The sequence below is a fragment of the Pseudomonas sp. KB_15 genome, assembly GCF_052114525.1.
Taxonomy (GTDB): Bacteria; Pseudomonadota; Gammaproteobacteria; order Pseudomonadales; family Pseudomonadaceae; genus Aquipseudomonas.
This window is the reverse complement of the sequence record NZ_JBFREX010000012.1, coordinates 25390-52078: the sequence shown is the minus strand read 5'-3', so window position 1 is coordinate 52078 and position 26689 is coordinate 25390. Positions and strand designations below refer to the sequence as shown.

Here is a 26689-nt window from a genome sequence, read left to right as displayed (position 1 = left end):
GCATCAGGCTCCCATCACCAGAATCAACGTAGCGCAGACGCAGGCGTACAACGCACCTTCGAACAATGCCTCGTGCCAGACAAACTGCAGCACACCGAGGCGCCGTAACGTCCAGTCCAGCAACAGAAAAATCGGCAAGCCCAGCAGCAGTGCCTGGGCAATCGGGGGCAGATAGGCCCCCCCCACTTCCAGATCAATGGGCAAGGACCGGGTCTCCTTCAAGGCCGGAGGGTTGAAAGTAGCCACGATAACGCTCGACGAACGACACCACGATCAGCAGCGCCACCCGCATCCGGAACACCGACCACAAGCGCTCATGAACATCGGTATGCAGGGCGTCCAGGTCGTCGCCCAAGGCGTGCAGGCTATCAATCACCTGCGCCACTTCGACCCCGGGCCGACCGGCGACCAGCCTTCCCGTTTCCCGTACGGTCGAAAACAGGCGAGTTTGCAGAGCCGGGCTCAGTAACGCGTTGTTCTGCCCCTGCTGCCGAAGCTGATTCAAGGCAGTACCCAGTGCCATGCAGCCCAGGCTGACCTGGAACCGCTCACGTGATTGTGGCTCCCGGGTCGCCGGCAGTAGCCCCAGCATCATGGTCAGGCGATCAACCATACGGCTCTCGAACGCAAACTGCTGCTCATCGGTCGCCGAGGTTTTCAGCAAGGCGTACACCTGCTCGCCGTTCTCTTTGTGGAGCCTGCGCATGCGCAAATCCGGCCTGAACGGAAAGATCAGCGCGTAGACACTCAAGGCCAGCACGGTCGCGCAGGTGTAAGCCCCGGCAAACTCAAACCACTGGATGGCGGTGTTTTGACCAATCCCAACGTTCAACGGGCCGAGCAACAGAAAAGTCGTGAGTCCCAGGCCAATCCCGGTACCTGTGGTGGGTGGACTGGCCAGCCCCACCGCGACAGCGTAGAGCAAGGGCGCCAGCAGCAAGGCAAGCATCTCGAAATTGCTGATCATCGGGACAAACATGAACTGAAGGAGCGCCGAGGCCACCAGTGCCAGCCCGAATCCCCTCGCATAGCTTTGAACCGCCAGCAGCGGTCGGGGAAACGTCGACATCAGCGAGCAAAGGATGCCCACCAGCACCATCCCGCCTCGCGCACCATCCCAGCCGGTTTCGATCCAGATCAGGCCAGCTATCAATAGCGCGGAAAAGGCCCGGACGGCATTCATGGTCGCCAGGGTAAAGTCCAGATGCAACGGGTTTTCCCGCCCGCGAAACACACTGCTGGCGGGTCGCCCGCTCTGGATGGCATCGCTCAATTCCAGAATCTGCTCCAGTTGCTGCAGCAGACGCGCTTGCTCCCAGCGCAGCGACCAGGCCAGCGAACGCAAGGTGGCCGGTAGCGGCTCGGTCAATTGTTCGGCTCTGTACGCCAACTCATCAAAGCGTTGTTGCAGCAACGTGAAATGATGGCGCTGGTCACTGGACAGCGAACGCCCCTTCTGCGCCAGTTCATCGAGAAAGGCCAGTTCTTCGGCGCGTAATCGCTGAATTTCTTCAGGCAACTCACCCTCCCAGCGCTCGGTCAACAACAGCCGCTGATGGCGCAGAGCGGTCAGCCGCGCGGTCAACAACACCAGTTGGTTGCCCAATAGTTGCACCAGGCCATTGGCACTGCGTAACCGTGGGGCATCGAAGTACATGTGCCGGCGCACGCCCTCCAGGCCGCTGATCTGGCCCAACAGCTGCATTTGCCGGTGCTGGAAATCCGCTTCGCTCTCTTCGGTGCGGATGACGGCGCTGGCATGGGTGGCCAGCAACCGGGTGATTTGATCGATCCTGGCGAAGTAGTCCCGGGCCACGGCTTCCGGCCTGGCGGTAAGCAGGCTGACCACGCACACACAGGCAACCGCCAGCAGCGTCTCGGTGACGCGGGTCACCGCCAGCAAAAACATGCCGTCCTGGTCCGGCACCGCCAGCAAGGCCACCACCACGGCGGTGTAGCCGCTGAGGACAAACGCCCCGGAACTGGTATAGCGCAACAAGGTGCCACCGGCGGTGCACAACGCCAGCCACAACGCCAGGGTGGTGATGAACGGCAGCGGCGCCTGGGGAAAGATCGCCATGATCAGCACCGCCACGGCCGCGCCCGTCGTGGTGCCGATCACCTGGCCAAAACTGCGCGCCAGCACCATGCCTCCCAGTGGCTGGCTGATGATGACCACGGCCATGATCGACCATTTTGGCTGGTCCAGATCGAACAGGAACGCCAGGTACAGGGTCAACAGCCCGGCCGCGATGGTTCTCAAGGCAAACAGCAACACCCCGGGCCCGGGGTTGAGCATGGCCTTGAAGTACTGCAGCAACGCTTGCATGGGAGCRCTCGAAGTGACACCTCCAGCAAGCGTAGTCACTACTGCGGTGCCTCGAGAGGTTTTGCTGTCGACACAGCTTGCAGGCCCGTTGTTTGTCGGCTGAAGGGTTGTTCAACCGTTTGAATCGAGCGTAAACGTCGTCAAGGTTTGACTCAAAGCCTGGCCTGACCGAAGCTTGCGCCTTTGCAAAAGCTTGCCAGCTTCCGGATTCCTGCATGCCCAAGTCCCGCCGCTATCTGTTTATCAGCGTCTTCGCCCTGCTCGTCATCGGCCTTGCGTGGTTTTCCCTGCGCGATACCACCCCGGTGGTTCCCGAAGCCATCCAGCATGGCTACAGCGAAGCGCTGGCGGCTGCCCGGGCTGGTCAACCCGGTGCCGCGCGGGTGCTCTATCAGCAATTGCGTCGTCCGGACCTGCCTCCCAAGCGTCGTGTCTGGCTGCATGCCGAGCTGCCCAATTATCCAAGCTCGGTGGCCCTGAAACTGGCGGATGCCGACTTGCAGAACGAGTCGCCCGACGTGCGTATCGCCGCGATCAAGAGCATCAGCGGCCTGGTACCGAACGGCCAGCGCAGTTTATTGCTGGGGCCATTGCTCGACGACAGCGAACAAAGCGTTCGACTGGCCGCGATCAACGCGCTGCTGGGCTTGTCTCCGGATGAACTCGGCCTGTATTTCGGGCCGCTGGAGCAAGCCATTGATGCCTGGGAGCAAGTACTCAAGAGCGAGCCGCAAAGCACGGAAAACCAATACCAACTGGCCCGGTTACACCTGCACAACGCCGAGCTCAAGGAGGCGCAACAGGCGCTGGACAACACCCTGCGCCTGGCGCCGGACAACCTGCCGGCGCTGGTGTTGCAAATCGAGGTGCTGGATAAACAGGGCCAGATCGACGCCGCCCGCCAGTTGTTGGCCAGGCAACTCCAGGCACAGCCCGATTCGGCCTACCTCCAACATGCCCTGGGGCTCTGGTTGCTGCATCACGAGCAAAGCGAATTCGCCCTGCTTGGCCTGTCCAAGGCCGTGGAACTTGAACCGAACAACCGGGATTACCGCTACGACCTGGCCACCACGTTGCACGGCGAGCAGGAGCTGGAAGCGGCGCAGAAACAGTTGCAGGAAATCGTTCAGCGTCATCCGAATGACCGCAAGGCCCGGGTGTTGCTGATCAATTTCTGGAAGGAAAGCGGCCAACTGCAAAACGTACAGATCCTGTTGGCGCAACTCGAACAGATGAATCCCGATGATCCGGCGTTGCAGCAAGGGCTTTAACCCCGACTGAAGTTTTGTTGAGCCGTAGTCTCGGCCACGGACCCATCGTGTTCATGAAGGGCAAAAAGCCGCGGATCGCGGCTGTGTCTGGCGCGAACTGTCAGAAATTACAGGTACGAGAACCAACAGCGCGCTTACGAAAGCATGTCCTGCATCAGCTCCTGTAATTTATCCAGATCAAATGGCTTGTCGAGAATCGGCGCCTTGCGCGTGATCGGGCTGTCGGTCTCACGGATTTCCTGGGCATAGCCGCTGATGAAAATCACCTTGAGTTCCGGTCGCAGCTTCACGGCGGGTTCGGCGATCTGCACGCCGGAGATTCCACCGGGCAGACGGAAGTCGGTGATCATCATGTCCAGGTGCGGTTTGCTCGCCAGGATTTCAAAAGCCTGCTCGCCGTTTTCGGCCTGCAATACGCGGTAACCCTCGCCCGACAGATAAGCGGACAGCACCATCAGAATCGAGGGATCGTCCTCGACGACGAGTACTACATCTTGTGCATCTTCGCTCATGGGGAAGCCTTTGTTCGGTCAATTGCTGCTGATACGACCGTGGTGTCGATCAGAGGTTGCGTTTCTCTGGCTGTTTTCCTACAGCGGCAGACAAACGCGAAACAAGGCGCCTTCGCCAATCCGGCTCTGGACCGTAATGGTGCCGCCATGGGCGGTCACAATCTGTTCTGAAATGAACAATCCCAGGCCCAGCCCGGCGACGGCGTGTTTGGCCGATACCCGTTCGAACTGCTGGAAAATCCGCTCCTGGTTTTCTTCGCTGATGCCGATCCCCTGGTCCTGTACGTCCACCAGCGCCCGGCCCTCCTCACTGTATACCTTCACCGAGATCGGGCCCTTGGCCCCATAACGCAAGGCGTTGGTCAACAGGTTGGAAATGACCTGTTCTATACGAAACTCGTCCCAATTTCCGATCACCGGTTGCTCGGCATCGAGTGTGACCGACGTCTCGGCAGCGTCGATCTGCCGGGAAAAATTCTGCAACAACTCCCGAACCAGCGCTGAAAGATCGAAACACGTCGGCCGAATCGATAACTTGCCGGTGCGAATGCGCGAGACATCGAGCATGTCTTCGATCAAACGTATGAGGCTTTTGATCTGCCGCTCGTCGCGGTCGACCATGGCGTGCATTTTGTCCAGGGTGAAGGCGGCTGCGTTGTCCCGGGCCAGGTGCATCTTGCGCAACTGGGTTTCAAGGATCAGGCCATTGAGCGGCGTGCGCACTTCGTGGGCAACGAGGGACATGAAGTCATCGCGCATGCGCACCGCCTGCTCCAGTTCCAGCTGGGTGTTTTGCAGCTGCTTGAGCAGGGTCTCCTGTTCGCGGCGACTTTGCTCAAGGGCCAGCACCTGTTCCTGCATCGCCTTGCTTTGGCGATACAGGTCGACGAACACATTGACCTTGCTCTTGACCGCGTAGATGTCCAGCGGCTTGTGCAGGAAGTCCACGGCACCGCTTTCATAGCCCTTGAACGCGTAATTCAGCTCACGCCCGGCGGCGCTGACGAAAACGATCGGGATGTTCCTGGTTTTTTCCGTGCCACGCATCAACTCGGCCAGCTCGAAGCCATTCATGCCGGGCATCTGCACATCGAGGATGGCCATGGCGAACTCGTGTTGCAACAGCAGTGACAAGGCTTCGTCGGCGGACAGCGCCTTGTACACGATTCGGTCCTCACGCTTGATCAGCGCTTCGAGCGCCAGCAGATTCTCCGGCAGATCGTCGACGATCAGCAGTTTGGCCTGGATATTTCTTAGCATGCGATTCGTTCCAGTTCGACAAGCAGACGGCCGATGCCGCGTACAGGAAGTATGTGGTCCGGCTGATGCATATCCAGCGCAGCCTGGGGCATGGTGGCGACCTGAGCCTCTTGCGGGTCTTGCACGATGGTCATGCCGCCGCACTGTTTGACCCGGGCCAGCCCGCGCGCGCCATCGCGGTTGGCGCCAGTGAGCAATACCGCAGCCAGATTGGCTCCGTACGCATCGGCGGCCGATTCGAACAGGTAATCGATGGCGGGTCGCGAATGATGCACTCGTGGCTCCAGGCTCAGGGAAAAGCTGCGGTCCTGCTCCACCGACAGGTGATAACCGGGCGCGGCGAAATACAGCGTACCGGCCTCGATCGGAGTCTTGTCGCACGCCTCCAGCACCGGCAGGGCAACCCGTCGGGAAAACACGTCCGCCAGTTGGCTGCGGTAATCGTCCGGCAGGTGCAGCACGACAATGATCGGCAGCGCGAAGCCCTCACGCAGCGGGCCGAGGATGTTCAACAGCGCCTCGACGCCACCGGCGGAGGCACCGATCACGATCGCTTCGATAGCCGGCAGGTTCGCTGCACTGTTCATGATTTTCGGTAGATCCGTTCTAGTTTGACCAGCGGCTCGAACTGATTGCCGAAGGCTGAAAAATTCGGGGTTTCCTTGCTGCCCAACACCAGGAAACCGCGATGGCAGAGGGACTCATGAAACAGCCCGAACGCCCTATCCTGAAGTTTTTTATTGAAATAAATCAATACGTTACGACATGAAATTAATTGAGTTTCGGAAAATACGCTGTCCGTTGCCAGGCTGTGATCGGCGAAGGTCACGTTCTCGCGCAGCGTCTTGTCGAAAATGGCGTACCCATAAGCGGCCGTATAGTAGTCGGCAAACGAGCGCTGGCCACCGGCCTGCTGGTAATTAGCAGTGTAGGCGCGGACATTCTCCATCGAGAAAATCCCTTGCTTGGCCTTTTCCAGTGAGCGCGGATTGATGTCGGTCGCGTAGATGATGGTTCGGTCGAGCAGGCCTTCTTCGCGCAGCAGAATGGCCATCGAATACACCTCTTCACCGGTGCTGCATCCGGCGATCCAGATCTTGATCGAAGGGTAGGTTCGCAGCAGCGGTACCACTTCCTTGCGGATGGCCAGGAAGTGCGAAGGGTCGCGAAACATCTCACTGACCGGAATGGTCAGCAATTGCAGCAGTTGCATGAAGGCGACGGGATCGTGCAGGACCTTTTCCTGCAACGCCGAGATGGTGTTGCACTCGAACTGACTCAACGCATGGTTGATCCGGCGCTTGATCGAAGCGCCAGAGTAATCGCGAAAATCGTAGCTGTACTTGAGGTAGATCGCCTCGATCAACAACCGCAATTCGATTTCGCTGTTTCGCTCCACTGAAAAATTGCGCTCCACTAGATACGTTCCATCTTCGGCAACCAGACACGAATCAGCGAAAACAGGCGATCCAGGTCGATGGGCTTGGCCAGGTAATCGTTGGCGCCGGCCTGCAGGCAGCGTTCCTGATCGTCCTTCATGGCCTTGGCCGTCACCGCAATGATCGGCAACTTGCGCCAGCGCGGGTCCTTGCGGATTTCAACGGTGGCTTCAAAACCATCCATCTGCGGCATCATCACGTCCATCAACACCAGATCGATGTCTTGCACCTCATTCAATCGTTCAATCGCTTCACGGCCGTTGCGGCCAATGACCACGACCGCGCCCTTTTGCTCCAGCGCGCTGGTGAGGGCGAAGATGTTGCGCACATCGTCATCCACCAGCAGCACCTTGCGGCCCTCGAAGACCTTGTCGCGACTGCGGGCGACCTTGAGCATCTTCTGCCGCTCATGGGACAACCGAGATTCGACTTTGTGCAGAAAAAGCGTCACCTCGTCCAGCAGCCGCTCCGGCGAGCGTGCGCCCTTGATGATGATCGAGCGCGAATACTTGCGCAGTTCGGCCTCTTCATCCCGGGTCAGGTTACGCCCGGTATAGACGATGACCGGTGGAAACGAGCAGATGTCTTCGGTGGACATGCGCTTGAGCAGGTCATTGCCGAGCATGTCCGGCAGCTTGAGGTCGATGATCATGCAATCAAAGACGGAGGCCCGCAGCAGGTCCAGCGCCTCCTGCGCAAGGCCAACGGCGGTGATCTCGATGTCATCGTCGCCGATCAGGCGGGCAATGCTGTCGCGTTGCAAATCGTCATCTTCGACCAGCAGCACGCGTTTGACCTTCTGGGTCAGCTTGGCCTCAAGGCGGCCGAACACGTCCTTGAGTTCTTCGCGGGTGGTCGGTTTGACCGCATAGCCAATGGCGCCCATGTGCATCGCCGCTTCAACCCGGTCCTCGACCGAAATCACATGCACCGGGATGTGCCGGGTTTCGGCGTGCTCCTTCAAACGTTGCAGCACGGTCAGGCCGGAATGATCCGGAAGGCGCATGTCCAACAGGATTGCATCGGGAATGAACGTCTTGGCCAGGTCATAACCTTCGTCGGCGCCATGGGCCACCAGGCACTGATAACCCAGTTCATGGGCAAGATCGTAGAGGATGTGCGCAAAGTTGGCCTCATCCTCCACCACTAGAATGCAGCGGCTGGTGAACGGGCCGTTGTGGCGATCGTCGTCGAAACGCGGAATGTCGACGTCGGCAATCAGTGGCGACAACGTGGGCGGCGATACACTCGGTGCAGCCGTCACAGGAACGGCTCGCATCGGTTCGACAGGCACTTCGCCCGGTTCCACGTACTGCTGTGGCATGACCAGTGTAAACGCACTGCCCTGCCCCGGCGTGCTGGTCACGCTGATGGAGCCGCCGAGCAAGGCTGCCAGATCACGGGAGATCGACAAGCCCAGCCCGGTGCCGCCGTAACGCCGATTGGTGGTGCCATCGGCCTGACGGAACGCTTCGAAGATGCTTTCGTGCTGATCCGCCGTTATGCCGATACCGGAATCGCGGACGGTAAACGCAATGCCCTCGTTCGGCGCCATGGCGACGAGCAGGCTGACGCTGCCCTTTTCGGTGAACTTCACGGCGTTGGACAGCAGGTTCTTGAGGACCTGCTCCAGGCGCTGGCGGTCGGTGAACAGCACCTGCGGCGCGCCGTCCTGCATATCGATCTGGAAATCCAGCTGCTTGTCCGTGGCCAATGGCTGGAACAGGCCGCGCAGGCCCTCCACCAGGCGCGCCACGCTGGTGTTCTCCGGGCGGATTTCCAGCTTGCCGGCCTCGACTTTGGAAATGTCCAGAATGTCGTTGATCAGGTTGAGCAAGTCATTGCCGGCGGAGTAGATCGATTCGGCGAACTTGACCTGCTCGGCGCTGAGGTTTCCCTCCGGGTTTTCCGCCAGCAGCCTGGCCAGGATCAACGAGCTGTTCAGCGGCGTGCGCAGCTCGTGGGACATGTTGGCGAGGAACTCGGACTTGTACTTGCTTGAGCGCTGCAACTCTTCAGCGCGCTCTTCGAGCTGGATCCGGGCCTGATTGAGTTCGGCATTTTTCAGGTCCATGGCATCGCGTTGCCCGGCCAGTGCTTCAGCCTGCTCGGCGAGTTGTTCGTTGGTCTGCTCCAGCTCCACCTGCTGGGTTTCCAGGTGCGCCTGGGACTCCTTGAGAATCCGCGACTGCTCTTCGAGCTCTTCGTTGGCGGTCTTGAGTTCTTCCTGCTGCACTTGCAGCTCTTCATTGAGCTGCTGGGTTTCAGCCAGCACATCCTGCAAGCGCTGGCGATAACGTGCGGCCTCGATGGACGTGCCGATGTTGCTGGCAATCAACTCCAGCAACGCGACATCGCGTTCACTCAGCGGACGCAGGAAACCCAACTCGATCACGCCATTGACCCGGTCGTCGTCGCGGGTTGGCACCACCAGCACACTGCGCGGCAAACCTTCGCCGAGGCCGGAGCTGACCTTGAAATAATCACCCGGCACCTCGTCCAGGCGAATCAGTCGTGCCTGTTGCGCCGCCTGGCCGACAATGCCTTCGTCGCTGTAAATCTGCTGCTCGCGATCTTCCTGCTCACGGGAAAAGCCGTAGGTGGCGATGCGCTTGAGGCCGCCCTGTTCTTCCCGAACATAAATGGCCGCCACGGCGGTGCCGAGGTACTGCGCACAAAATTGCAGGATATTGCGACCCAGCATGTTCAGGCTCAATTGCCCCAGCACTTGCTCGGCCAGCTCGGTCTGGCCGTTGCGCAGCCAGGCCTGCTGCTCCAGACGATGGGCGCTGGCCTGCTGGGCGGCAAGGTTGACGCTGTAGTTCTGCGACAGGGTCAACAAATCGCGGCGCCCGACATACGCCAGCAACCCGCTCACCCCGGCAATGAACAACAGGTAGAGGCTGATGCTCATGACCGTGGTACGTCGCACTTCATCATTGCGCGATGTGCGCAATTGTTGTTCGGCGTCGATCACGTCCTCGAACTGCTTGCGAATTTCATCGGTCAGTCGCTTGCCACGCCCGGCCTTGACCACGGCGCGAAAGTCACCGCTGCTGCGCTGCAAATCGATCAGCGATTGCGCGTATTGGGCCCACTCCTGCTGCAAGGCCTGCAACCGCAACAAGCGGTCGGTCTGCACCGGGTTATCGGCGGTCAGCTCGAGCAACGTGTTGAGGGCCACGGCGATGCGCGGCTTGGCGGTTTCGTAGGGATCGAGGAAATGTTCGTCGCCACTGAGCAGAAAACCGCGCATCCCGGTTTCCAGGTCCACGGTCAGCTTGACCGCGTCATTGGCGTTATTGATCACCCGGTCGGTGTGTTGCACCCACTGGATCGTCGACAGTAAATAGCTGATCAGCGACACGAAGAACACTGCACTGATAAGGCCCAGACCCAAGGGCAGGCTGATGTTGCGGCTCAGGAGTTTACGAAATCGTTGCTCATCAACCGAGGACGCAGGGGTCATGGGGCAGGCCTTGTAGAACTGTCAGAGTGCAAGGAGTTTGCCCCAAAACTGGCACATTGATCCATTTTTCTGACGTGTTTTTGCGCAGGGTCCTACATTCCGCTGCGCGCCCCAAAGCAGCGGGTTATCCTTGCCTGACCTGCGCGGCCATTCTTTTTTTCATCGCGCTGGGAACTTGTCGGGATCCGTCACTTACTCATGCAAGAGGCCGGTGATTTCGAGCGACCGGCAACGCCATTTTTTCGGGAATCTCACTATGTCATCCGCCAACGCCTCCATCATCCTCGTCGTCGAAGACGATGCCATCGTGCGCATGCTGATCGTCGACGTACTGGAGGAGTTGGAATACAACGTGCTTGAAGCCGATGGCAGCGAACAGGCACTGGAGCAGCTCAAGGACTTGAACCAGCACATTGACCTGATGATGACCGATGTGGGCCTGCCGATCATGGACGGCCGCGAACTGGCCAATGAAGCACGTGCTTTGCGTCCAGCCCTTCCGGTCCTGTTTGCCAGCGGCTATGCCGATAACATCGAAGTGCCCCAAGGCATGCACTTGATCGGCAAACCGTTCTCCATCGATCAGTTGCGCGACAAAGTTAAAAGCATAATCGGCTAACCCTGGGTCTTGCTGTGGTTTAATGCGCCCCGTTTTTCTTTCCTGCCCTGTATCCGCTTCAAGGAATTCCCGTCAATGATTGAGCCCTACGCAACCAAAGTCCTGGTCATTGGTTACGTCTGGCCCGAGCCCCGCTCTTCGGCGGCCAGCGGGCATGTCATGCAAATTCTCGAGGTTTTCCTGCAACAAGGCTGGGATATCACGTTCAGCAGCCCGGCGGGCTTCGGCGAACAACGCGCAGACCTGACGGCGCTGGGTATTCGCGAAGTACCTATCGAGCTGAACAACAGCAGTTTCGACGCATTCATCAGCGAACTGGCACCGGACATCGTGTTGTTCGATCAATTCATGATGGAAGAACAGTTCGGCTGGCGGGTCGAGAAGTATTGCCCCGATGCCTTGCGCGTGCTCGAAAGCTGCGACCTGCAAAGCCTCAGGCATGGGCGGCAGCAACGCCTCAAGGAGCGCTTGAAGGCCAGTGAGGACAACAATGACTTCAACGACCTGTTCGCCCCGGCGTCGCGCGACGAATTTGAACACATGGCCAATACCGATCTGGCGAAGCGCGAGATTGCCTCATTTTATCGTTGTGATTTGACGCTGATGGTTTCCGAAGTGGAAATCGAATTGCTGGTCGAGCAGTTCAGATTTCCGCGCAACCTGTTGCACTGGTGCCCGTTGATGGTCGAGCTTGCGGCCAGTGCACCGGTAGCGTTCGAAGACCGGGCACATTTTCTGCATATCGGTAACTTTCGCCATGCGCCCAACTGGGATGCGGTGCTCTGGCTGAAAACCGCGATCTGGCCGCTGATTCGCGAGCAATTGCCCGGCGCTCAATTGCATATCTATGGTGCCTACACACCACCCAAGGCGACGGCCTTGCATAACCCGGCCCACGGTTTTCATGTGATGAACTGGGCAGAGGACGCCCTGCAAGTCATGTCGTCGGCCCGGGTGTGTATGGCGCCTCTGCGTTTTGGCGCGGGAATCAAAGGCAAGATTGTCGATGCGATGCTCTGTGGCACACCGAATGTGACGACGCCAGTCGGTGCAGAGGCGATGCACGGCGAAGAGGCATGGCCCGGTGCAGTGACCCGTACGGCACGCGAGTTCGCCGATCATGCCGTGCAACTGCACAACGACAAGACGCGTTGGCTCCACGCCCAGGCGCACGCGCAAACCCTGCTCGCCAGCCGTTACCGGAAATCCGTTCATGGCCCGGCCTTGATCCAGCGGCTCGTCGAATGCCAACGGGATCTGGCCAACATCAGACGAGATAACTTTACCGGCAGTATGCTGCGTCATCACCAGCACAAGAGCACTCAATACATGGCGCAATGGATCGAGGCGAAGAACCGGCTTAATCAGGAGTAGCGCGCCTTGCAGGAGCAGGTACTCAGCCGGTAGTAGCGTTATCCCTCAGTCAAGAGGCATGATCAGGACGGAATAACAACACAAGCGCCCTGACATGACCCGCCCCGCCAGAGTCACCGATCCTTCCTATGAATTGATGGACGACCACAATGGCTTGTCCATCATCTACCGCCAGCACGGTTTTCCCAGCCCGCTGGTGCGCTGGCATTTCCACAAGGAATACGAGCTGCACCTGATCGTCGCCAGCTCCGGCAAGGTGTTCATTGGCGATTACATCGGCAACTTCTATCCGCAAACCCTGTTCCTGACCGGCCCCAATCTGCCCCACAACTGGATCAGCCAGGTGGCCGAGGACGAAGTGGTGCCCAAGCGCGACATGCTGGTCAATTTCACCGACGAGTTGTTCGACAGCGGCTATCAGGTATTCGCCGAGCTCAAGACCCTGGCACCGCTGCTCGAACGCGCGCAGTACGGTATTGAGTTTCGCTGCAAGCACACCATCGCCCGGGCCATGGACTTGATGCAGCGCATTGCCGATACCAGCGGCGCCACCCGGCTCGGGCACTTTTTCATTCTGCTGGAGTTGCTCGCGGCCACCGACGAGTACCAATTGCTCTCCGGTGCCACGACCCCACAACTGGCCGACGAGCACAATATCGATCGCACCAACCGCGCGGTGGATTACATCTTCGCCCATTACGCCCGGGATTTGCCGCTGGAAGAAGTCGCCGAACACCTGGGCATGAAGCCCACGTATTTCAGCCGAGTGTTCAAGCAGGCCACCGGGCGTAATTTCATCGAATTCGTCAATCGCCTGCGCATCAGCAAGTCCTGCGAGTTGCTCGCCGATGGCGACAAACCGGTCACTGACGTGTGCTTCGAATCGGGCTTCAACAATATTTCCAACTTCAACCGGCGCTTTCAGCAGCTCAAGGGCATGACCGCGGTGTGTCAGTTATCAAAGTGTTGTCTGACACACCGCCTTCGCGAGCAAGCCCGCTCCCACAGGTACAGCGCCAAGCCCTGAAACCTGTACGGTTTCAATACCGCCCCATCGCTGAAAAGCCCTTCCTTGCGTCTACCCCCCTAAAGTTCAGTGCAAAAAAGTATCAATTAAAGTGCGATGGATGATTTGTCTCGCCCTCCAATGAAGGATGTAATCAGTGCACATTCTTCCTGCCTTCGGAAGACACAAAAACAATAACTGTCCTTCTGTAACCCGCCGGGTGCAGAAAAGGAGTGCACGATGCAACCTTCGGTAAAAGCTCTGCTTGCCCTCACCTGCATGACCCTCAGCGGCGTCAGCCTTGGCGCCCAGACCCTGACCATCGCCACCGTCAATAACAGCGACATGATCCGCATGCAGAAGCTCTCGAAAACCTTCGAGGCCGAGCACCCGGACATCAAGCTCAATTGGGTAGTGCTCGAGGAAAACGTCCTGCGCCAGCGCCTGACCACCGACATCGCCACCCAGGGCGGGCAGTTCGACGTGCTGACCATCGGCATGTACGAAGCCGCACTCTGGGGCGCCAAGGGCTGGCTGGAGCCGATGAAGGATTTGCCAGCCGCCTATGCCCTCGACGACGTGTTTCCATCGGTGCGTGAAGGCCTGTCGGTGAAGGGGTCGCTGTATGCCCTCCCGTTCTACGCCGAAAGCTCCATCACCTATTACCGTACCGACCTGTTCAAGGACGCTGGCCTGAACATGCCCGAACACCCGACCTGGGAGCAGATCGGTGAGTTCGCCGCCAAACTGAACAAACCCGGGCAGGAACAGTACGGCATCTGCCTGCGCGGCAAGGCCGGTTGGGGCGAGAACATGGCGCTGGTCACCACCGTCGCCAACGCCTATGGCGCGCGCTGGTTCGATGAGAAGTGGCAGCCGGAATTCAACGGCCCCGAGTGGAAAAACGCGCTGAACTTCTACGTCGACACCATGAAGAAATCCGGCCCGCCGGGCGCGTCGAGCAACGGTTTCAATGAAAACCTGGCGTTGTTCAACAGCGGCAAATGCGCGATCTGGGTCGATGCCAGCGTTGCCGGCTCGTTCGTCACCGACAAAACCCAAAGCAAGGTCGCCGATCACGTCGGCTTCACCTATGCGCCGCACCAGGTGACCGACAAGGGCTCGGCCTGGTTGTACTCCTGGGCGCTGGCCATTCCGACCAGTTCCAAAGCCAAGGACGCCGCGAAAACCTTCAGCGCCTGGGCCACCTCCAGGGAGTACAGCGCCCTGGTCGCGGAAAAGGACGGCATCGCCAACGTGCCGCCGGGCACCCGGGCCTCGACCTACAGTGAGGCGTACTTGAGTGCGGCGCCATTCGCCAAGGTTACGCTGGAATCGCTCAAGGCCGCGGACCCGGGCAAGCCAGGAGCCAGACCGGGTATTCCAGTCGAAAAAGATGCATCGGATGTACCAGCCTCTTCGCGAGCAAGCCCGCTCCCACAGTTGATCTTCATTGCCTGTACCCAATCGGTTTAACACCATGAATACATCAACTGTCAAAGCTCACATGGACATTGTCCAACCGCTGCGCAAAAACCGCGTGGCCAATCCCGGCTGGTTTCTGGTCAGCCCTTCGGTGGCACTGCTGCTGTTGTGGATGATCGTGCCACTGGGCATGACCCTCTACTTTTCGTTGATTCGCTACAACCTGCTCAATCCGGGTGAGAACGAGTTCGTCGGACTGGAGAACTTCACCTACTTCCTCACCGACTCGGGCTTCCTGCCCGGCGCCACCAACACCCTGTTGCTGGTGGGCAGCGTGCTGTTGATCAGCGTGGTGTTTGGCGTACTGATCAGCGCCTTGCTGGAGGCCAGTGAGTTTCTCGGTCGCGGCATCGTCAGGGTGATGCTGATCTCGCCGTTCTTCATCATGCCCACGGTGGGCGCACTGATCTGGAAGAACCTGATTTTCCACCCGGTGTCGGGGATTCTCGCCTACGTCTGGAAGTTGTTCGGCGCGCAACCGGTGGACTGGCTGGCGCACTACCCGCTGCTGTCGATCATCATCATTGTCTCGTGGCAATGGCTGCCCTTCGCGATCCTGATCCTGATGACTGCCATGCAGTCCCTCGACCAGGAACAGAAAGAAGCCGCGCGCCTGGACGGCGCCGGGCCCATCGCGATTTTCTGGCACCTGACCCTGCCACACCTGGCGCGGCCGATTGCGGTGGTGGTGATGATCGAAACCATCTTCCTGCTCTCGGTGTTCGCCGAAATCTTCACCACTACCAATGGCGGCCCCGGCTACGCCTCGACCAACCTCGCCTACCTGATCTACAACCAGGCGCTGGTGCAGTTCGACGTCGGCATGGCCTCGGCGGGCGGCTTGATCGCCGTGGTCATCGCCAACATCGCCGCGATCATTCTGGTGCGAATGATCGGCAAAAACCTGACCGACAAAGCCTGAGGCCTGCCATGACTCTTCAACAATCCCGTCGCCTGCAAAGCCTGCTGCTCGGTACGTTGGCCTGGGCCATCGCGATCCTGATTTTCTTCCCGATCTTCTGGATGGTACTGACCAGTTTCAAAACCGAAATCGATGCGTTCGCCACGCCACCGCAATTCATTTTCATGCCGACGCTGGAGAACTACCTGCACATCAACGAGCGCAGTGATTACTTCAGTTTTGCCTGGAACTCGGTGGTGATTTCCTTCAGCGCCACGGCCCTGTGCCTGCTGATCGCGGTGCCGGCGGCCTACTCCATGGCGTTCTACGAAACCCAGCGCACCAAAGGCACGCTGCTGTGGATGCTCTCGACCAAAATGCTGCCGCCGGTGGGCGTGCTGATGCCGATCTACCTGCTGGCCAAGAGTTTCGGCCTGCTCGACACGCGCATAGCGCTGATCGTGATCTACACGCTGATCAACCTGCCGATCGTGGTCTGGATGATTTACACCTACTTCAAGGACATCCCCAAGGACATCCTCGAAGCCGCACGCCTGGACGGCGCAACGCTGGCGCAGGAAATGCTCCGGGTGCTGCTGCCGATCGCCAAGGGCGGCCTGGCGTCCACGGTGCTGCTGTCGCTGATCCTGTGCTGGAACGAGGCATTCTGGTCGCTGAACCTGACCTCGTCGAAAGCCGCGCCACTGACCGCGTTGATCGCCTCGTATTCAAGCCCCGAAGGGCTGTTCTGGGCCAAGTTGTCGGCGGTCTCGACCCTGGCCTGCGCGCCGATCCTGATCTTCGGCTGGATCAGCCAGAAACAACTGGTGCGCGGCCTGTCGTTCGGTGCCGTGAAATGAATCTCCCCGGATTCCTGACTCAATGCGATCCCTGTGGGAGCGAGCCTGCTCGCGATGGACGTGAACGATAACGCGTGCTGACTGGAAGAATGCGTCGCTTGCAAGCGCATCGCGAGCAAGCTCGCTCCTACAGAAAAGCCTGCCCGGCTCAATCCGAATAAAAACAACCGGAGGCCCATCACCATGGCCAACCTGAAAATCAAGAATCTGCACAAAGGCTTCGAAGGCTTTTCCATCATCAAGGGCATTGACCTTGAAGTGAACGACAAGGAATTCGTGGTCTTCGTCGGCCCGTCGGGCTGCGGTAAATCCACGCTGCTGCGGCTGATCGCGGGGCTCGAAGAAGTCAGCGGCGGCACCATCGAACTCGATGGCCGCGACATCACCGAAGTGAGCCCGGCCAAGCGCGACCTGGCGATGGTGTTCCAGACCTACGCCCTGTACCCGCACATGAGCGTGCGCAAGAACATGTCGCTCGCCCTGGACCTGGCTGGCGTGGCGAAAGCCGAAGTGGAGAAAAAGGTCAGCGAAGCGGCGCGCATCCTCGAGCTGGGGCCGATGCTGGAGCGCAAACCCAAGCAACTGTCCGGCGGTCAGCGCCAGCGCGTGGCGATTGGCCGGGCCATCGTGCGCAACCCGAAAATCTTCCTGTTCGACGAACCCTTGTCCAACCTCGATGCCGCCCTGCGGGTGCAGATGCGTCTGGAACTGTTGCGCCTGCACAAAGAACTGCAAGCCACGATGATCTACGTGACTCACGATCAGGTCGAAGCGATGACCATGGCCGACAAAGTCGTCGTACTCAATGGCGGCAAGATCGAGCAAGTCGGCTCGCCGCTGGATCTCTATCACCAGCCTGCGAACCTGTTCGTCGCCGGTTTCCTGGGCACGCCGAAAATGGGCTTCCTCAAGGGCAAGGTCAGCCGCGTCGACAGTCAGGGTTGCGAAGTGCAACTGGACGCCGGAACCCGCATCAACCTGCCCTTGAGCGGATCCCATCTGAGCGTCGGGGGGGCGGTGACGCTGGGCATTCGCCCGGAGCATCTGGAACTGGCCAAACCGGGTGACTGCACCCTGCAGGTCACCGCCGATGTCAGCGAGCGCCTGGGCAGCGACACGTTCTGCCACGTCCTGACTTCGTCCGGTGAAGCCCTGACCATGCGCGTTCGCGGCGATCTGGCCAGCCGCTACGGCGAGACCCTGAGCCTGCACCTGGACGCGCAACACTGCCATTTATTCGATGCCGACGGCGTGGCGTTGACCCGCCCATTGCGCGTTGCTGCCTGATTTCAGAGAACCTGCGATGAAACTGAACAAACAGAACCTCAACCGCCTCGCTCCCGAAGTGGTCCTGCCCGCCTACGCGTTGGGCGATACCCGCCAAGGCATCGCGCACATCGGCGTCGGCGGTTTCCATCGCGCCCATCAGGCGTTTTACACCGATGCACTGATGAACACCGGAGAAGGCCTGGACTGGGCAATCTGTGGTGTCGGCCTGCGCGCCGAGGACCGCCGCGCCCGTGACGATCTCAAGGATCAGGATTACCTGTTCACCCTGTTCGAACTCGGCGATAGCGACGCCATCGAAGTGCGGGTGATCGGCGCCCTTCGCGACATGCTGCTGGCCGAGGACGATGCCCCGGCGTTGATCGACAAGCTGGCCAGTCCCGAGATCCGCATCGTCTCGCTGACCATCACCGAAGGCGGTTACTGCATCGACGACAGCAACGGCGAGTTCATGGCGCACTTGCCGCAGATCCAGCATGACCTGGTGCACCCCGACACCCCGAAAACCGTGTTCGGCTTTCTCTGTGCCGCACTGGCCAGGCGCCGCGCGGCTGGCACAGCGGCCTTCACCCTAATGTCCTGCGATAACCTGCCACACAACGGCGCCGTCACCCGCAAGGCGCTGCTGGCCTTCGCCGCCTTGCTTGACAGCGAATTGCGCGACTGGATCGACGCCAACGTCAGTTTTCCCAACGCCATGGTCGACCGCATCACGCCGATGACCAGCGCCCGGCACCGTCTGCAACTGGCGGACCAGCATGGGCTGGACGATGCCTGGCCGGTGGTCTGCGAACCTTTTGTGCAATGGGTGCTGGAAGACAAGTTCACCAACGGTCGCCCGGCCTGGGAAAAGGTCGGCGTGCAATTCACCGACGACGTCACACCCTATGAAGAAATGAAGATCAAGCTGCTCAACGGCAGTCATCTGGCGCTGACGTACCTGGGATTCCTGAAGGGTTACCGCTTCGTCCACGAGACCATGAACGACCCGTTGTTCGTACGCTACATACACGCCTACATGGACCTGGACGTGACGCCGCAACTGGCCCCGGTGCCGGGAATCGACCTGAGCGAGTACAAGAACACCCTGGTGGCGCGTTTCTCCAACCAGGCGATCGCCGATCAGCTTGAACGGGTGTGTTCGGACGGCTCGTCGAAGTTTCCGAAATTCACCGTACCGACCATCAACCGCCTGATTGCCGAAGGCCGCGAGACCAAGCGTGCGGCACTGGTGGTGGCGGCGTGGGCGTTGTACCTCAAAGGCGTGGATGAGAATGGCGAGACCTACTCGATTGCGGACCCGCGTGCAGCGTTCTGCCAGGCGTTGGTGGTCGATGATGTGCTGATTACCCAGCGGTTGCTGGCGGTCGAGGAGATTTTCGGTACGGCGATTGCGCGCTCGCCGGAGTTTGTCGCGGCGTTCGAGTGGTGCTGCAACAGTTTGCGCGAGGTGGGGGTGTCGCGGACGCTGGAGCGGGTGCTGGCGTAAGGTCGGTGGCGTAACAACTGCCGTCATCGCGAGCAGGCTCGCTCCCACATTGGAAATTCATCGAACACAACATGTGTGTCCTCTGAAGATCTCCTGTAGGAGCGAGCCTGCTCGCGATGAGGGTTCACTGATATCGAAGGATCTTGCATGACAACCCAACCACTATTCCTCGGCATCGACTGCGGCACCCAGGGCACCAAAGCCATCATCCTCGACGCGGCCAGTGGTGGAGTGCTCGGCCAGGGAGCGGCCAGCCACAGACTGATCAGCGCTGCCGATGGTCGCCGTGAACAGGACACCCATCAGTGGCTGGAAGCCTTCGCTACGGCCACCCGCCGCGCGTTGCTCGCGGCTAAGGTCGATGGCCGGTCGATCCTCGGCATCGGCGTATCTGGCCAGCAACATGGCCTGGTGCTGCTCGACGATCAGGGCAAGGTGCTGCGTCCGGCCAAACTCTGGTGCGACACCGAAACCACCCCGGAGAATGACCGATTGCTGGCCCACCTGGGTGGCGAAAAGGGTTCGCTGGAACGCCTCGGCGTGGTCATCGCGCCGGGCTATACCGTATCCAAATTGCTCTGGACCAAAGAACAACATCCCGAGGTGTTTTCCCGGATCGCCCGCATTCTGCTACCCCACGACTACCTCAACCATTGGCTCACCGGCCGCAGTTGCAGCGATTACGGGGATGCCTCGGGCACCGGGTATTTCAATGTGCGTACGCGCCAGTGGGATTTGCAATTGCTGCGTGACATCGACCCGAGCGGACACCTGCAAGCCGCGCTGCCGGAGCTGATCGATGCCCACCAGGCGGTCGGCACGATTCTGCCGGGGATTGCGGAACACCTGGGCATCAACCCGCGGGCGCTGGTGTCCAGTGGCGGCGGCGACAACATGATGGGGGCCATTGGCACCGGTAACATCCAGCCGGGTACGATCACCATGAGCCTCGGCTCGTCGGGCACGGTCTACGCCTATTCAGACAGGCCAAACGTCGCCGCGGAGGCTGCGGTCGCCACCTTCTGTTCATCCAGTGGCGGCTGGCTGCCATTGATCTGCACCATGAACCTGACCAATGCCACCGGCCTGATTCGCGACCCGCTGGACCTCGACATCGATCAGTTCAACGAACTGGTTGCCCAGGCACCGATCGGTGCCGAAGGTGTGTGCATGCTGCCGTTCTTCAACGGCGAGCGGGTGCCCGCCCTGCCCCATGCCAGCGGCAGCCTGTCGGGCCTGACCATGACCAACCTGACCCGGGCCAACCTGTGCCGCGCAGTGGTCGAAGGCACGACGTTCGGCTTGCGTTACGGACTGGACCTGCTACGCCGCAATGGCTTACAAAGCCGCAGCATTTGCCTGATCGGCGGTGGCTCGAAAAGCGCGGTCTGGCGGCAGATTGTCGCCGACACCATGAACACGCCCGTGATCTGTACCGAACAAAGTGAGGCCGCGGCCCTCGGCGCAGCGATTCAGGCGGCCTGGTGCTTATCCTGGGAAAACGGGCACGAACACAGTCTGGCGGACTTATGCGAGCGCTGCATGAAACTGGACCCGGCCAGTGAAACCCTGCCGGTGGCCGACAATGTGCAAGCCTGTCAGCAGGCTTATGAACGCTATCAACGGCATGTCGCAACCCTTTAAAGAGTGAACAACTATGTACCTGGTGTGTGGCGAAGCGCTGTTCGATTTTTTCAGTGAAAACGACGCCAGCGGTCTGGCTTCCAAAGTGAATTTCAAGGCCATTGCCGGTGGCTCGCCGTTCAACGTGGCGGTGGGCTTGCGCCGGTTGGGCGTGGACGCGGCGCTGTTGGCCGGGTTGTCCACCGACTACCTGGGCCGGCGCCTGTTGCAAGTGCTGCAAGATGAAGGCGTGTGCCAGGATTACCTGCTGGATTTTGCCGCGCCGACCACCCTGGCGATGGTCGCCGTGGGGGCCAATGGCTCGCCGCAGTACAGCTTCCGTGGCGAAGGCTGCGCGGATCGACAATTGCAACCGGAGCACCTGCCGGCACTCGGGCCTGAGGTACGCGGCCTGCATATCGGCTCGTTTTCCCTGGTGGTGCAGCCGATTGCCGACACACTATTGGCATTGGTGCGCCGGGAAAGTGGCAGGCGCCTGATCAGCCTCGATCCGAACGTGCGCCTGAACCCGGAGCCGGACATTGAGCTGTGGCGTAAACGGATCGCGACGCTGGTGGCGTTGGCCGACCTGATCAAGGTCAGCGACGAGGACCTGCATCTGTTGTACCCGGGCCAGGACCCGGCGCAGGTCATCGAAAGCTGGTTGCAGTACCGCTGTCAGCTGGTGTTCCTGACCCGGGGCGGCGAAGGCGCCACCGTCTTCAGCCGTGCCCATGGTTCGTGGTCGGCTCCCGCCCGTTCGATAAAAATCGCTGACACCGTGGGCGCGGGCGATACCTTTCAGGCGGCGCTGATTGCCTGGCTGACAGAACAGCAGCTGGACACGGTGGAGGGCGTGAAGCAACTTGGCCGCGAGCAGATCGACAGCATGCTGAAGTTCGCGGTGCAGGCGGCGGCGCTGACGTGCAGCAAGACCGGGCCGGACTTGCCTTATCGGCAGCAGTTGGAGATGCGCTGAATTCAGGGACCCCATCGCGAGCAAGCTCGCTCCCACATTGGATCACCGTCGGGCATCAATCTACTGTGGGAGCGAGCTTGCTCGCGATGCCTTTCCATCAGGCGCCCGATGGTCTTAACTGATACACAGGATCGCGCATTCGCGACAGGCGACGTTCAGACGGGTTAACCCCCGTTTAACCGTGCGGTCCAACACTTCACTGGACCGCACGCCCTCAGACTGTTCTGACGCCCAGTGCGGCAGGTTCGACAAGCCACACATCGAACTGACTTTCCGCCCGCACCGGAGATCGCTGATGAACACTCGCACCTTGCTGGTTACCACCGCCCTCGCCTGCACCGCGTTTGCCGGCCTGGCCCAGGCCAATGACACCACGCCCTCTCAAGCCGTGCCCTATCACTACGGCATGCCGTTGCATGTCAGCAAAGTGATTTCACTGACCGAGCCGAGTACCCTGGAGTGCAAAGTGGTAAACGCCCACATGAAGTACATCGATGACACGGGAAAACCCGCAGAAATCACCTACCGTAAACTTTCCGACGCCTGCGACAACCAAAGCTGACTGAAAAATCTGAATTGGCACCTGGCGGTATTCCTCAGAGGGTCCCGGCGCTATGCCCTGGCGCCACCCTCACCGCCCGCAAGGATTTGCCATGCAGTTGTCGTGTCGCACCTTATCGACGTTTACCGGCGCATACCGGTAGAACTCGAAACCGCAGATTAAAGCGCTTTGCCCAACATAGAGTGCGGATCGACCTCGACGTGATGCTGTCTGGAACGCAGCTGGGCAATCAATTCGTTGATTTCCCGACAACCATTGAGCCCGGAAGCATCGATGCCGGTGACCAATAGATCGAGCTGATCGGTTTGCCCGTCTGCATAGACCTTGACGGTCATCGACAGATCCGGTGACAGCGTGCACTGGCAGCGCTTGGGCAGAAAACTGCTTTCGATGATGTTGCGAAGTTCCAAGGCAGAAAGAAACATGGCGACTCCCTCCTTTGTGAGACTGCCCATAACGATCAATGCTCGCTCATATGAAAACCCGGCAAGCTTCAAGGACAGCTACAGCATAAAGCATGCGCTGAATTTCGCTGTGCAGCTCATCGGCAATTCAAGGGTCCAGGCAAGCCACCTGTAAACCCGCCATGCAGTTTGCAATTTTTGCCCCTGGCAACCCTGCAATTTGCACACTGGGCGCCCCGGGTTTGCATTCACTGCATACGACAGTGAGAATGCCGCCCATCACTTCAAGCAAGGAGGCATCATGAGTTCTTTGACCGTTAACGCGAGCGCAGCACTGTTCGCACTAGGGCTTGCAGGCGTGGCGCACGCCGCCAAACTTGAAGACACCGCGCCCTATCCGAAGGCCGCAAGCGGGTTTACCCGCCAGGTGATCCACCTCGCGCCACAGACCCGGGAAGACGACTTCCAGGTCGAGATCCTGGCCGGCAAAACAATGACCGTCGACTGCAATCGCCCCCGTCTGGGCGGCATTCTCGAGGAGAAGAACCTCGAGGGTTGGGGCTACCCGTTCTATCGCCTGGAAAAAGTCATTGGCCCGATGAGCACGCTGATGGCCTGCCCGGACGGCACGAGCAAACAGGACTTTGTACCGGTGGTCGGCGACGGTTTCCTGCTGCGTTACAACAGCAAGCTGCCGCTCGTGCTGTACGTGCCCAAGGACATCGAGGTGCGCTACCGAATCTGGTCGGCATCGAACAAGGTCGAGAAAGCCATTCAGGAATAACCCGTCCATCCGGTGCCTGCTTGCGGTGCCCGCTTGCGGCACCTGCTTGCGGCGCCCGCTGTCGACCTGCCCAAGCGTCATGCCGGGGCGCCATTCAACGCGGCGCGCTCGGCCACATGCCCCAGGCTGTCAAAATTGATATTGGCACCTGAGTCGATCGCCACCAGGGTCTGACCCAAAGCACCGGTTTGCGCGACGTATTTCTTGATCCCGGCCACGGCCAGCGCGCCGGAAGGTTCGGTGATCGAGCGGGTATCGTCGTAGATATTCTTGATTGCGGCGCAAAGCTCATCGTTGCTGACCGTCACCACTTCATCGACGCAAAACCGGCAGACCTCGAAACCGTAAGCGCCGATCTGCGCCACCGCCACTCCATCGGCGAAGGTGCCGACGCCGGGCAGGATAACTCGTTCACCGGCCAGCAACGCGGCTTGCAGGCACGCGGAATGCTCCGACTCGACGCCGATGATGCGCACCTCCGGCCGCAAGTATTTGACATAAGCTGCGATGCCTGCGATCAGGCCCCCGCCACCCACCGGCACGAAGATCGCATCCAGCGGACCTTGATGCTGGCGCAGGATTTCCATGGCCACCGTGCCTTGGCCGGCGATTACTTGCGGGTCGTCAAAAGGCGAAACAAAGGTGCGACCGGTTTCAGCGGCCAGATCCAGTGCACAGGCCAGTGCAAACGGAAAGCTTTCGCCATGCAACACCGCTTCGGCGCCGCGACTGCGCACCCCGATGACCTTCAGTTGCGGCGTCGTGCAGGGCATGACGATGGTGGCATTGATCCCCAGTTCCCGCGCGGCCAGGGCTACACCCTGCGCATGATTGCCGGCGGAAGCCGTGACCACGCCGCGAGCCTTTTGCGCTTCGCTCAGTTGCACCAGCTTGTTGTAGGCGCCGCGAATCTTGAAGGAAAAGGTTGGTTGCAAGTCTTCGCGCTTGAGCAAGACCCGGTTGCCCAAGGCTTCAGACAAGGCAGGCGCTGGTTGCAACGGTGTGCGCACGGCCAGTTCATACACCGGTGCGGCAAGGATTTTTTTGACGTAGCGCTCAAGCAGGGCTTGCTGATCGGTCGTAAAACTCATGGTTGTCTCCTGACGTTGATCGGGGTCCGGGAGACAGAAAGTAAAAACCCGCCTCCAGGGCGGGTTGGGTGCTGCAGTCGTGAGCTAGCCCGCCAAATGAGGAATGGCGGTAATAATGCTTGGCTGGCAGCGCAATACAGTGGAAGTCATGGCTGGAAATTAGCCGGGTGGTGGTGGCAAGTCAATGGCAAATTTGTGGTGGTCACTATAGGGTGTTGATTCTAATCATTGCCCAAGGAAGGAACACATGAAGGCCATCGCCCTGCCCCTTATCGCCCTGATCGCCTTTGCCGGTTATACCGTTTCGGTGATGCTCCAGGCCGAACAATCGCTGATCGATTTCGGTATCAGCCTGATGTCACGACCGGATACCGCACAGGTGGTAATCGATCTCTATCTGCTGGCGACGTTGGCGGGCATCTGGATGTACCGGGATGCTCGAAAGCGCGGGCAATCGACTGTTTCGGTGGTGCCTTATCTATTGATCACCGCTGTTTTTGTATCGATTGGGCCATTGTTGTATCTGGTGGTCCGCGGGCTTCAGGATCGAAAGAAGTTGGCTACCGCGACTCGTTAGATCTGATTCGGTCCCTGTGGTGAGGTTGAAACAGCTATCGCGAGCAGGCTCGCTCCCACACCGGATGTGCGGTACCTGCAAAACCAGATTCCCTGATATTGAATACTCGCACTGCGGCTGCCCGCTACGGCGGCCGCAGAACATGCCAACCGCTGGCTACTTCAAACCCACCTTGTACAACCCGCCGTTCTCCTCATCGGTCAATACATACAAGTATCCATCCGGCCCCAGCCGCACATCGCGGATGCGTTTTTTCAGCTCCCCGAGCAGGCGCTCCTCGTGTATTACCTTGTCGCCGTCGAACTCCAGGCGGATCAGCTCCTGGCTGACCAACGCGCCGATAAACACGTTGCGCTGCCAGGCCTTGAAACGATCGGCATCGTAGAACGCCATGCCGCTCAGGCCCGGGGATTTTTCCCAGACATGGTTCGGGGCAACGGTGCCTTCAACGGTATCGCCCCTGGCTTCGGGAATCGGTAGACCGGAGTAGTTGATGCCATGGGTCGCCAGCGGCCAGCCGTAATTCTTGCCACGCTCGATGATGTTGATTTCATCGCCGCCCCGAGGGCCGTGTTCGTTTTCCCACAGCGTGCCGTTCCACGGGTTGAGCGCCGCGCCTTGCGGGTTACGCTGCCCGTAGGACCAGATTTCCGGGCGCACGTTGGCCTGGCCGACAAAGGGGTTGTCCTTGGGCACCGTGCCGTCCGGGTAGATTCGCACCACTTTGCCTTGCAGCTTGTCGAGGTCCTGGGCGGTCGGACGGTCGTTGTTTTCCCCCAGGGTCACGAACAGATAGCCGTCGCGATCGAACACCAGGCGCGAACCAAAATGGTTGCCGACCGAGAGCTTTGGCTCCTGGCGCAGGATCACCTGGAAATCCTTGATCGCCGTCAGATCGTCGGAGAGCCGGCCGCGGCCCACCGCAGTACCGGCCTTGTTACCCTCACCACCACCTTCGGCATAGGACAGATAGACCATCCGGTCCTGCTTGAAGTCCGGTGACAACGCCACATCCAGCAAGCCGCCCTGCCCTTTGGCCCAGACCGTTGGCACGCCATTGAGCGGTGCCGACAGCTTGCCGTCGGCGGTGACCAGCCGCAGGTTGCCGGGTCGTTCGGTCACCAGCATGCTTTTACGATCCGGCAAGAATGCCAGGGCCCAGGGGTGCTCCAGCCCCGTCACGATGGGGGTGACCTCCAGGGTGCCTTCTTCGCTTTTCATCGTCTGGCCGGGCGCGGCAAGCGCGGGGACAGTGGCGGTGATCAATACGCTGGCACAGAGGGTTGCCAACAAGTCTTTGCGCAACATGCGGGATTCCTTGTCTGAGGAACATGGGCTCTGAGGAACATGGCTGGCAGATGTCATGCC

22 protein-coding genes and 2 pseudogenes are annotated in these 26689 nt (G+C 59.8%); 14 read left to right on the top strand and 10 right to left on the bottom strand.

The window, feature by feature from the left end:
* Positions 1-3 precede the first annotated feature (3 nt).
* A complete protein-coding gene (locus AB4Z35_RS13320; RefSeq protein ID WP_032829912.1) occupies positions 4-204 on the bottom strand; it encodes a DUF1656 domain-containing protein in 201 nt (66 codons plus the stop codon).
* A complete protein-coding gene (locus tag AB4Z35_RS13315) occupies positions 194-2329 on the bottom strand; it encodes an FUSC family protein (RefSeq protein WP_442097511.1) in 2136 nt (711 codons plus the stop codon). Before AB4Z35_RS13315 ends, AB4Z35_RS13320 begins: the two co-directional genes overlap by 11 nt.
* 215 nt (positions 2330-2544) lie before the next feature.
* On the opposite strand from AB4Z35_RS13315, the gene AB4Z35_RS13310 reads away from it, so the two are divergent.
* Positions 2545-3600 (top strand): tetratricopeptide repeat protein, encoded by a 1056-nt coding sequence (locus AB4Z35_RS13310; RefSeq protein WP_442097509.1) that lies wholly within the window; start codon positions 2545-2547, stop codon positions 3598-3600.
* Between the two features lie 134 nt (positions 3601-3734).
* Here AB4Z35_RS13310 and AB4Z35_RS13305 read toward each other — a convergent pair whose 3' ends face one another.
* The 5 genes from AB4Z35_RS13305 to AB4Z35_RS13285 form a co-directional block, all read right to left on the bottom strand.
* Positions 3735-4112, bottom strand: a complete 378-nt coding sequence (locus tag AB4Z35_RS13305; protein WP_007970583.1) for a response regulator — start codon at positions 4110-4112, stop codon at positions 3735-3737.
* A 78-nt stretch (positions 4113-4190) separates the two neighbouring features.
* Positions 4191-5372: a hybrid sensor histidine kinase/response regulator gene (locus AB4Z35_RS13300; RefSeq protein WP_442097508.1), complete on the bottom strand. Its 1182-nt coding sequence runs from the start codon at positions 5370-5372 to the stop codon at positions 4191-4193.
* Entirely contained in the window at positions 5366-5959 is a 594-nt protein-coding gene (locus tag AB4Z35_RS13295) for a chemotaxis protein CheB (protein ID WP_442097506.1), read from the bottom strand. The genes AB4Z35_RS13300 and AB4Z35_RS13295 overlap by 7 nt, the downstream gene beginning before the upstream one ends.
* Complete coding sequence (locus AB4Z35_RS13290) at positions 5956-6771, bottom strand: CheR family methyltransferase (RefSeq protein ID WP_442097505.1); 816 nt, start codon at positions 6769-6771, stop codon at positions 5956-5958. Before AB4Z35_RS13290 ends, AB4Z35_RS13295 begins: the two co-directional genes overlap by 4 nt.
* 17 nt (positions 6772-6788) lie before the next feature.
* Positions 6789-10280 carry a response regulator gene (locus AB4Z35_RS13285; protein WP_442097504.1) on the bottom strand — a complete coding sequence of 1164 codons (3492 nt, stop codon included), beginning with the start codon at positions 10278-10280 and terminating at the stop codon, positions 6789-6791.
* 256 nt (positions 10281-10536) lie between these two features.
* Here AB4Z35_RS13285 and AB4Z35_RS13280 point away from each other — a divergent pair, with 256 nt between their 5' ends.
* The 11 genes and pseudogenes from AB4Z35_RS13280 (at position 10537) to AB4Z35_RS13230 (ending at position 22465) form a co-directional block, all read left to right on the top strand.
* The gene (locus AB4Z35_RS13280; protein ID WP_442097502.1) at positions 10537-10899 is read left to right on the top strand and encodes a response regulator; all 363 of its coding nucleotides are present in this window, start codon (positions 10537-10539) and stop codon (positions 10897-10899) included.
* Positions 10900-10974: 75 nt separating this feature from the next.
* On the top strand, positions 10975-12273 hold the full coding sequence (locus AB4Z35_RS13275; protein ID WP_442097501.1) for a glycosyltransferase: 1299 nt from the start codon (positions 10975-10977) through the stop codon (positions 12271-12273).
* A 94-nt stretch (positions 12274-12367) separates the two neighbouring features.
* Positions 12368-13300 (top strand): AraC family transcriptional regulator, encoded by a 933-nt coding sequence (locus tag AB4Z35_RS13270; RefSeq protein ID WP_442097500.1) that lies wholly within the window; start codon positions 12368-12370, stop codon positions 13298-13300.
* A gap of 219 nt (positions 13301-13519) precedes the next feature.
* Positions 13520-14656: pseudogene (locus tag AB4Z35_RS13265) on the top strand (ABC transporter substrate-binding protein); the annotation flags it as partial.
* A gap of 103 nt (positions 14657-14759) precedes the next feature.
* Positions 14760-15686: a carbohydrate ABC transporter permease gene (locus tag AB4Z35_RS13260; protein WP_442097499.1), complete on the top strand. Its 927-nt coding sequence runs from the start codon at positions 14760-14762 to the stop codon at positions 15684-15686.
* An 8-nt stretch (positions 15687-15694) separates the two neighbouring features.
* The gene (locus AB4Z35_RS13255; RefSeq protein ID WP_442097498.1) at positions 15695-16525 is read left to right on the top strand and encodes a carbohydrate ABC transporter permease; all 831 of its coding nucleotides are present in this window, start codon (positions 15695-15697) and stop codon (positions 16523-16525) included.
* A gap of 183 nt (positions 16526-16708) precedes the next feature.
* Complete coding sequence (locus AB4Z35_RS13250; protein ID WP_442097497.1) at positions 16709-17812, top strand: ABC transporter ATP-binding protein; 1104 nt, start codon at positions 16709-16711, stop codon at positions 17810-17812.
* Positions 17813-17828: 16 nt separating this feature from the next.
* Complete coding sequence (locus AB4Z35_RS13245) at positions 17829-19301, top strand: mannitol dehydrogenase family protein (RefSeq protein ID WP_442097496.1); 1473 nt, start codon at positions 17829-17831, stop codon at positions 19299-19301.
* Between the two features lie 147 nt (positions 19302-19448).
* Positions 19449-20945, top strand: coding sequence for a xylulokinase (xylB, locus tag AB4Z35_RS13240; RefSeq protein WP_442097495.1), 1497 nt, complete (start codon positions 19449-19451; stop codon positions 20943-20945).
* Positions 20946-20958: 13 nt separating this feature from the next.
* Positions 20959-21903: a carbohydrate kinase family protein gene (locus AB4Z35_RS13235; RefSeq protein WP_442097494.1), complete on the top strand. Its 945-nt coding sequence runs from the start codon at positions 20959-20961 to the stop codon at positions 21901-21903.
* A 295-nt stretch (positions 21904-22198) separates the two neighbouring features.
* On the top strand, positions 22199-22465 hold the full coding sequence (locus AB4Z35_RS13230) for a DUF2790 domain-containing protein (protein WP_442097493.1): 267 nt from the start codon (positions 22199-22201) through the stop codon (positions 22463-22465).
* Between the two features lie 158 nt (positions 22466-22623).
* Here the strand turns inward: AB4Z35_RS13230 and AB4Z35_RS13225 are convergent, their stop codons facing one another.
* Positions 22624-22890: a DUF1652 domain-containing protein gene (locus AB4Z35_RS13225; RefSeq protein ID WP_007997617.1), complete on the bottom strand. Its 267-nt coding sequence runs from the start codon at positions 22888-22890 to the stop codon at positions 22624-22626.
* 280 nt (positions 22891-23170) lie between these two features.
* Here AB4Z35_RS13225 and eco point away from each other — a divergent pair, with 280 nt between their 5' ends.
* Positions 23171-23653, top strand: a complete 483-nt coding sequence (eco, locus tag AB4Z35_RS13220; RefSeq protein ID WP_442097491.1) for a serine protease inhibitor ecotin — start codon at positions 23171-23173, stop codon at positions 23651-23653.
* Between the two features lie 95 nt (positions 23654-23748).
* On the opposite strand, the pseudogene ilvA reads toward eco, so the two are convergent.
* Positions 23749-24744: pseudogene (gene ilvA / locus AB4Z35_RS13215) on the bottom strand (threonine ammonia-lyase, biosynthetic); the annotation flags it as partial.
* A 247-nt stretch (positions 24745-24991) separates the two neighbouring features.
* On the opposite strand from ilvA, the gene AB4Z35_RS13210 reads away from it, so the two are divergent.
* Positions 24992-25321, top strand: coding sequence for a DUF2834 domain-containing protein (locus AB4Z35_RS13210; protein ID WP_442097489.1), 330 nt, complete (start codon positions 24992-24994; stop codon positions 25319-25321).
* Between the two features lie 156 nt (positions 25322-25477).
* Here the strand turns inward: AB4Z35_RS13210 and AB4Z35_RS13205 are convergent, their stop codons facing one another.
* Entirely contained in the window at positions 25478-26629 is a 1152-nt protein-coding gene (locus AB4Z35_RS13205; protein ID WP_442097487.1) for a PQQ-dependent sugar dehydrogenase, read from the bottom strand.
* Between the last annotated feature and the right edge of the window lie 60 nt (positions 26630-26689).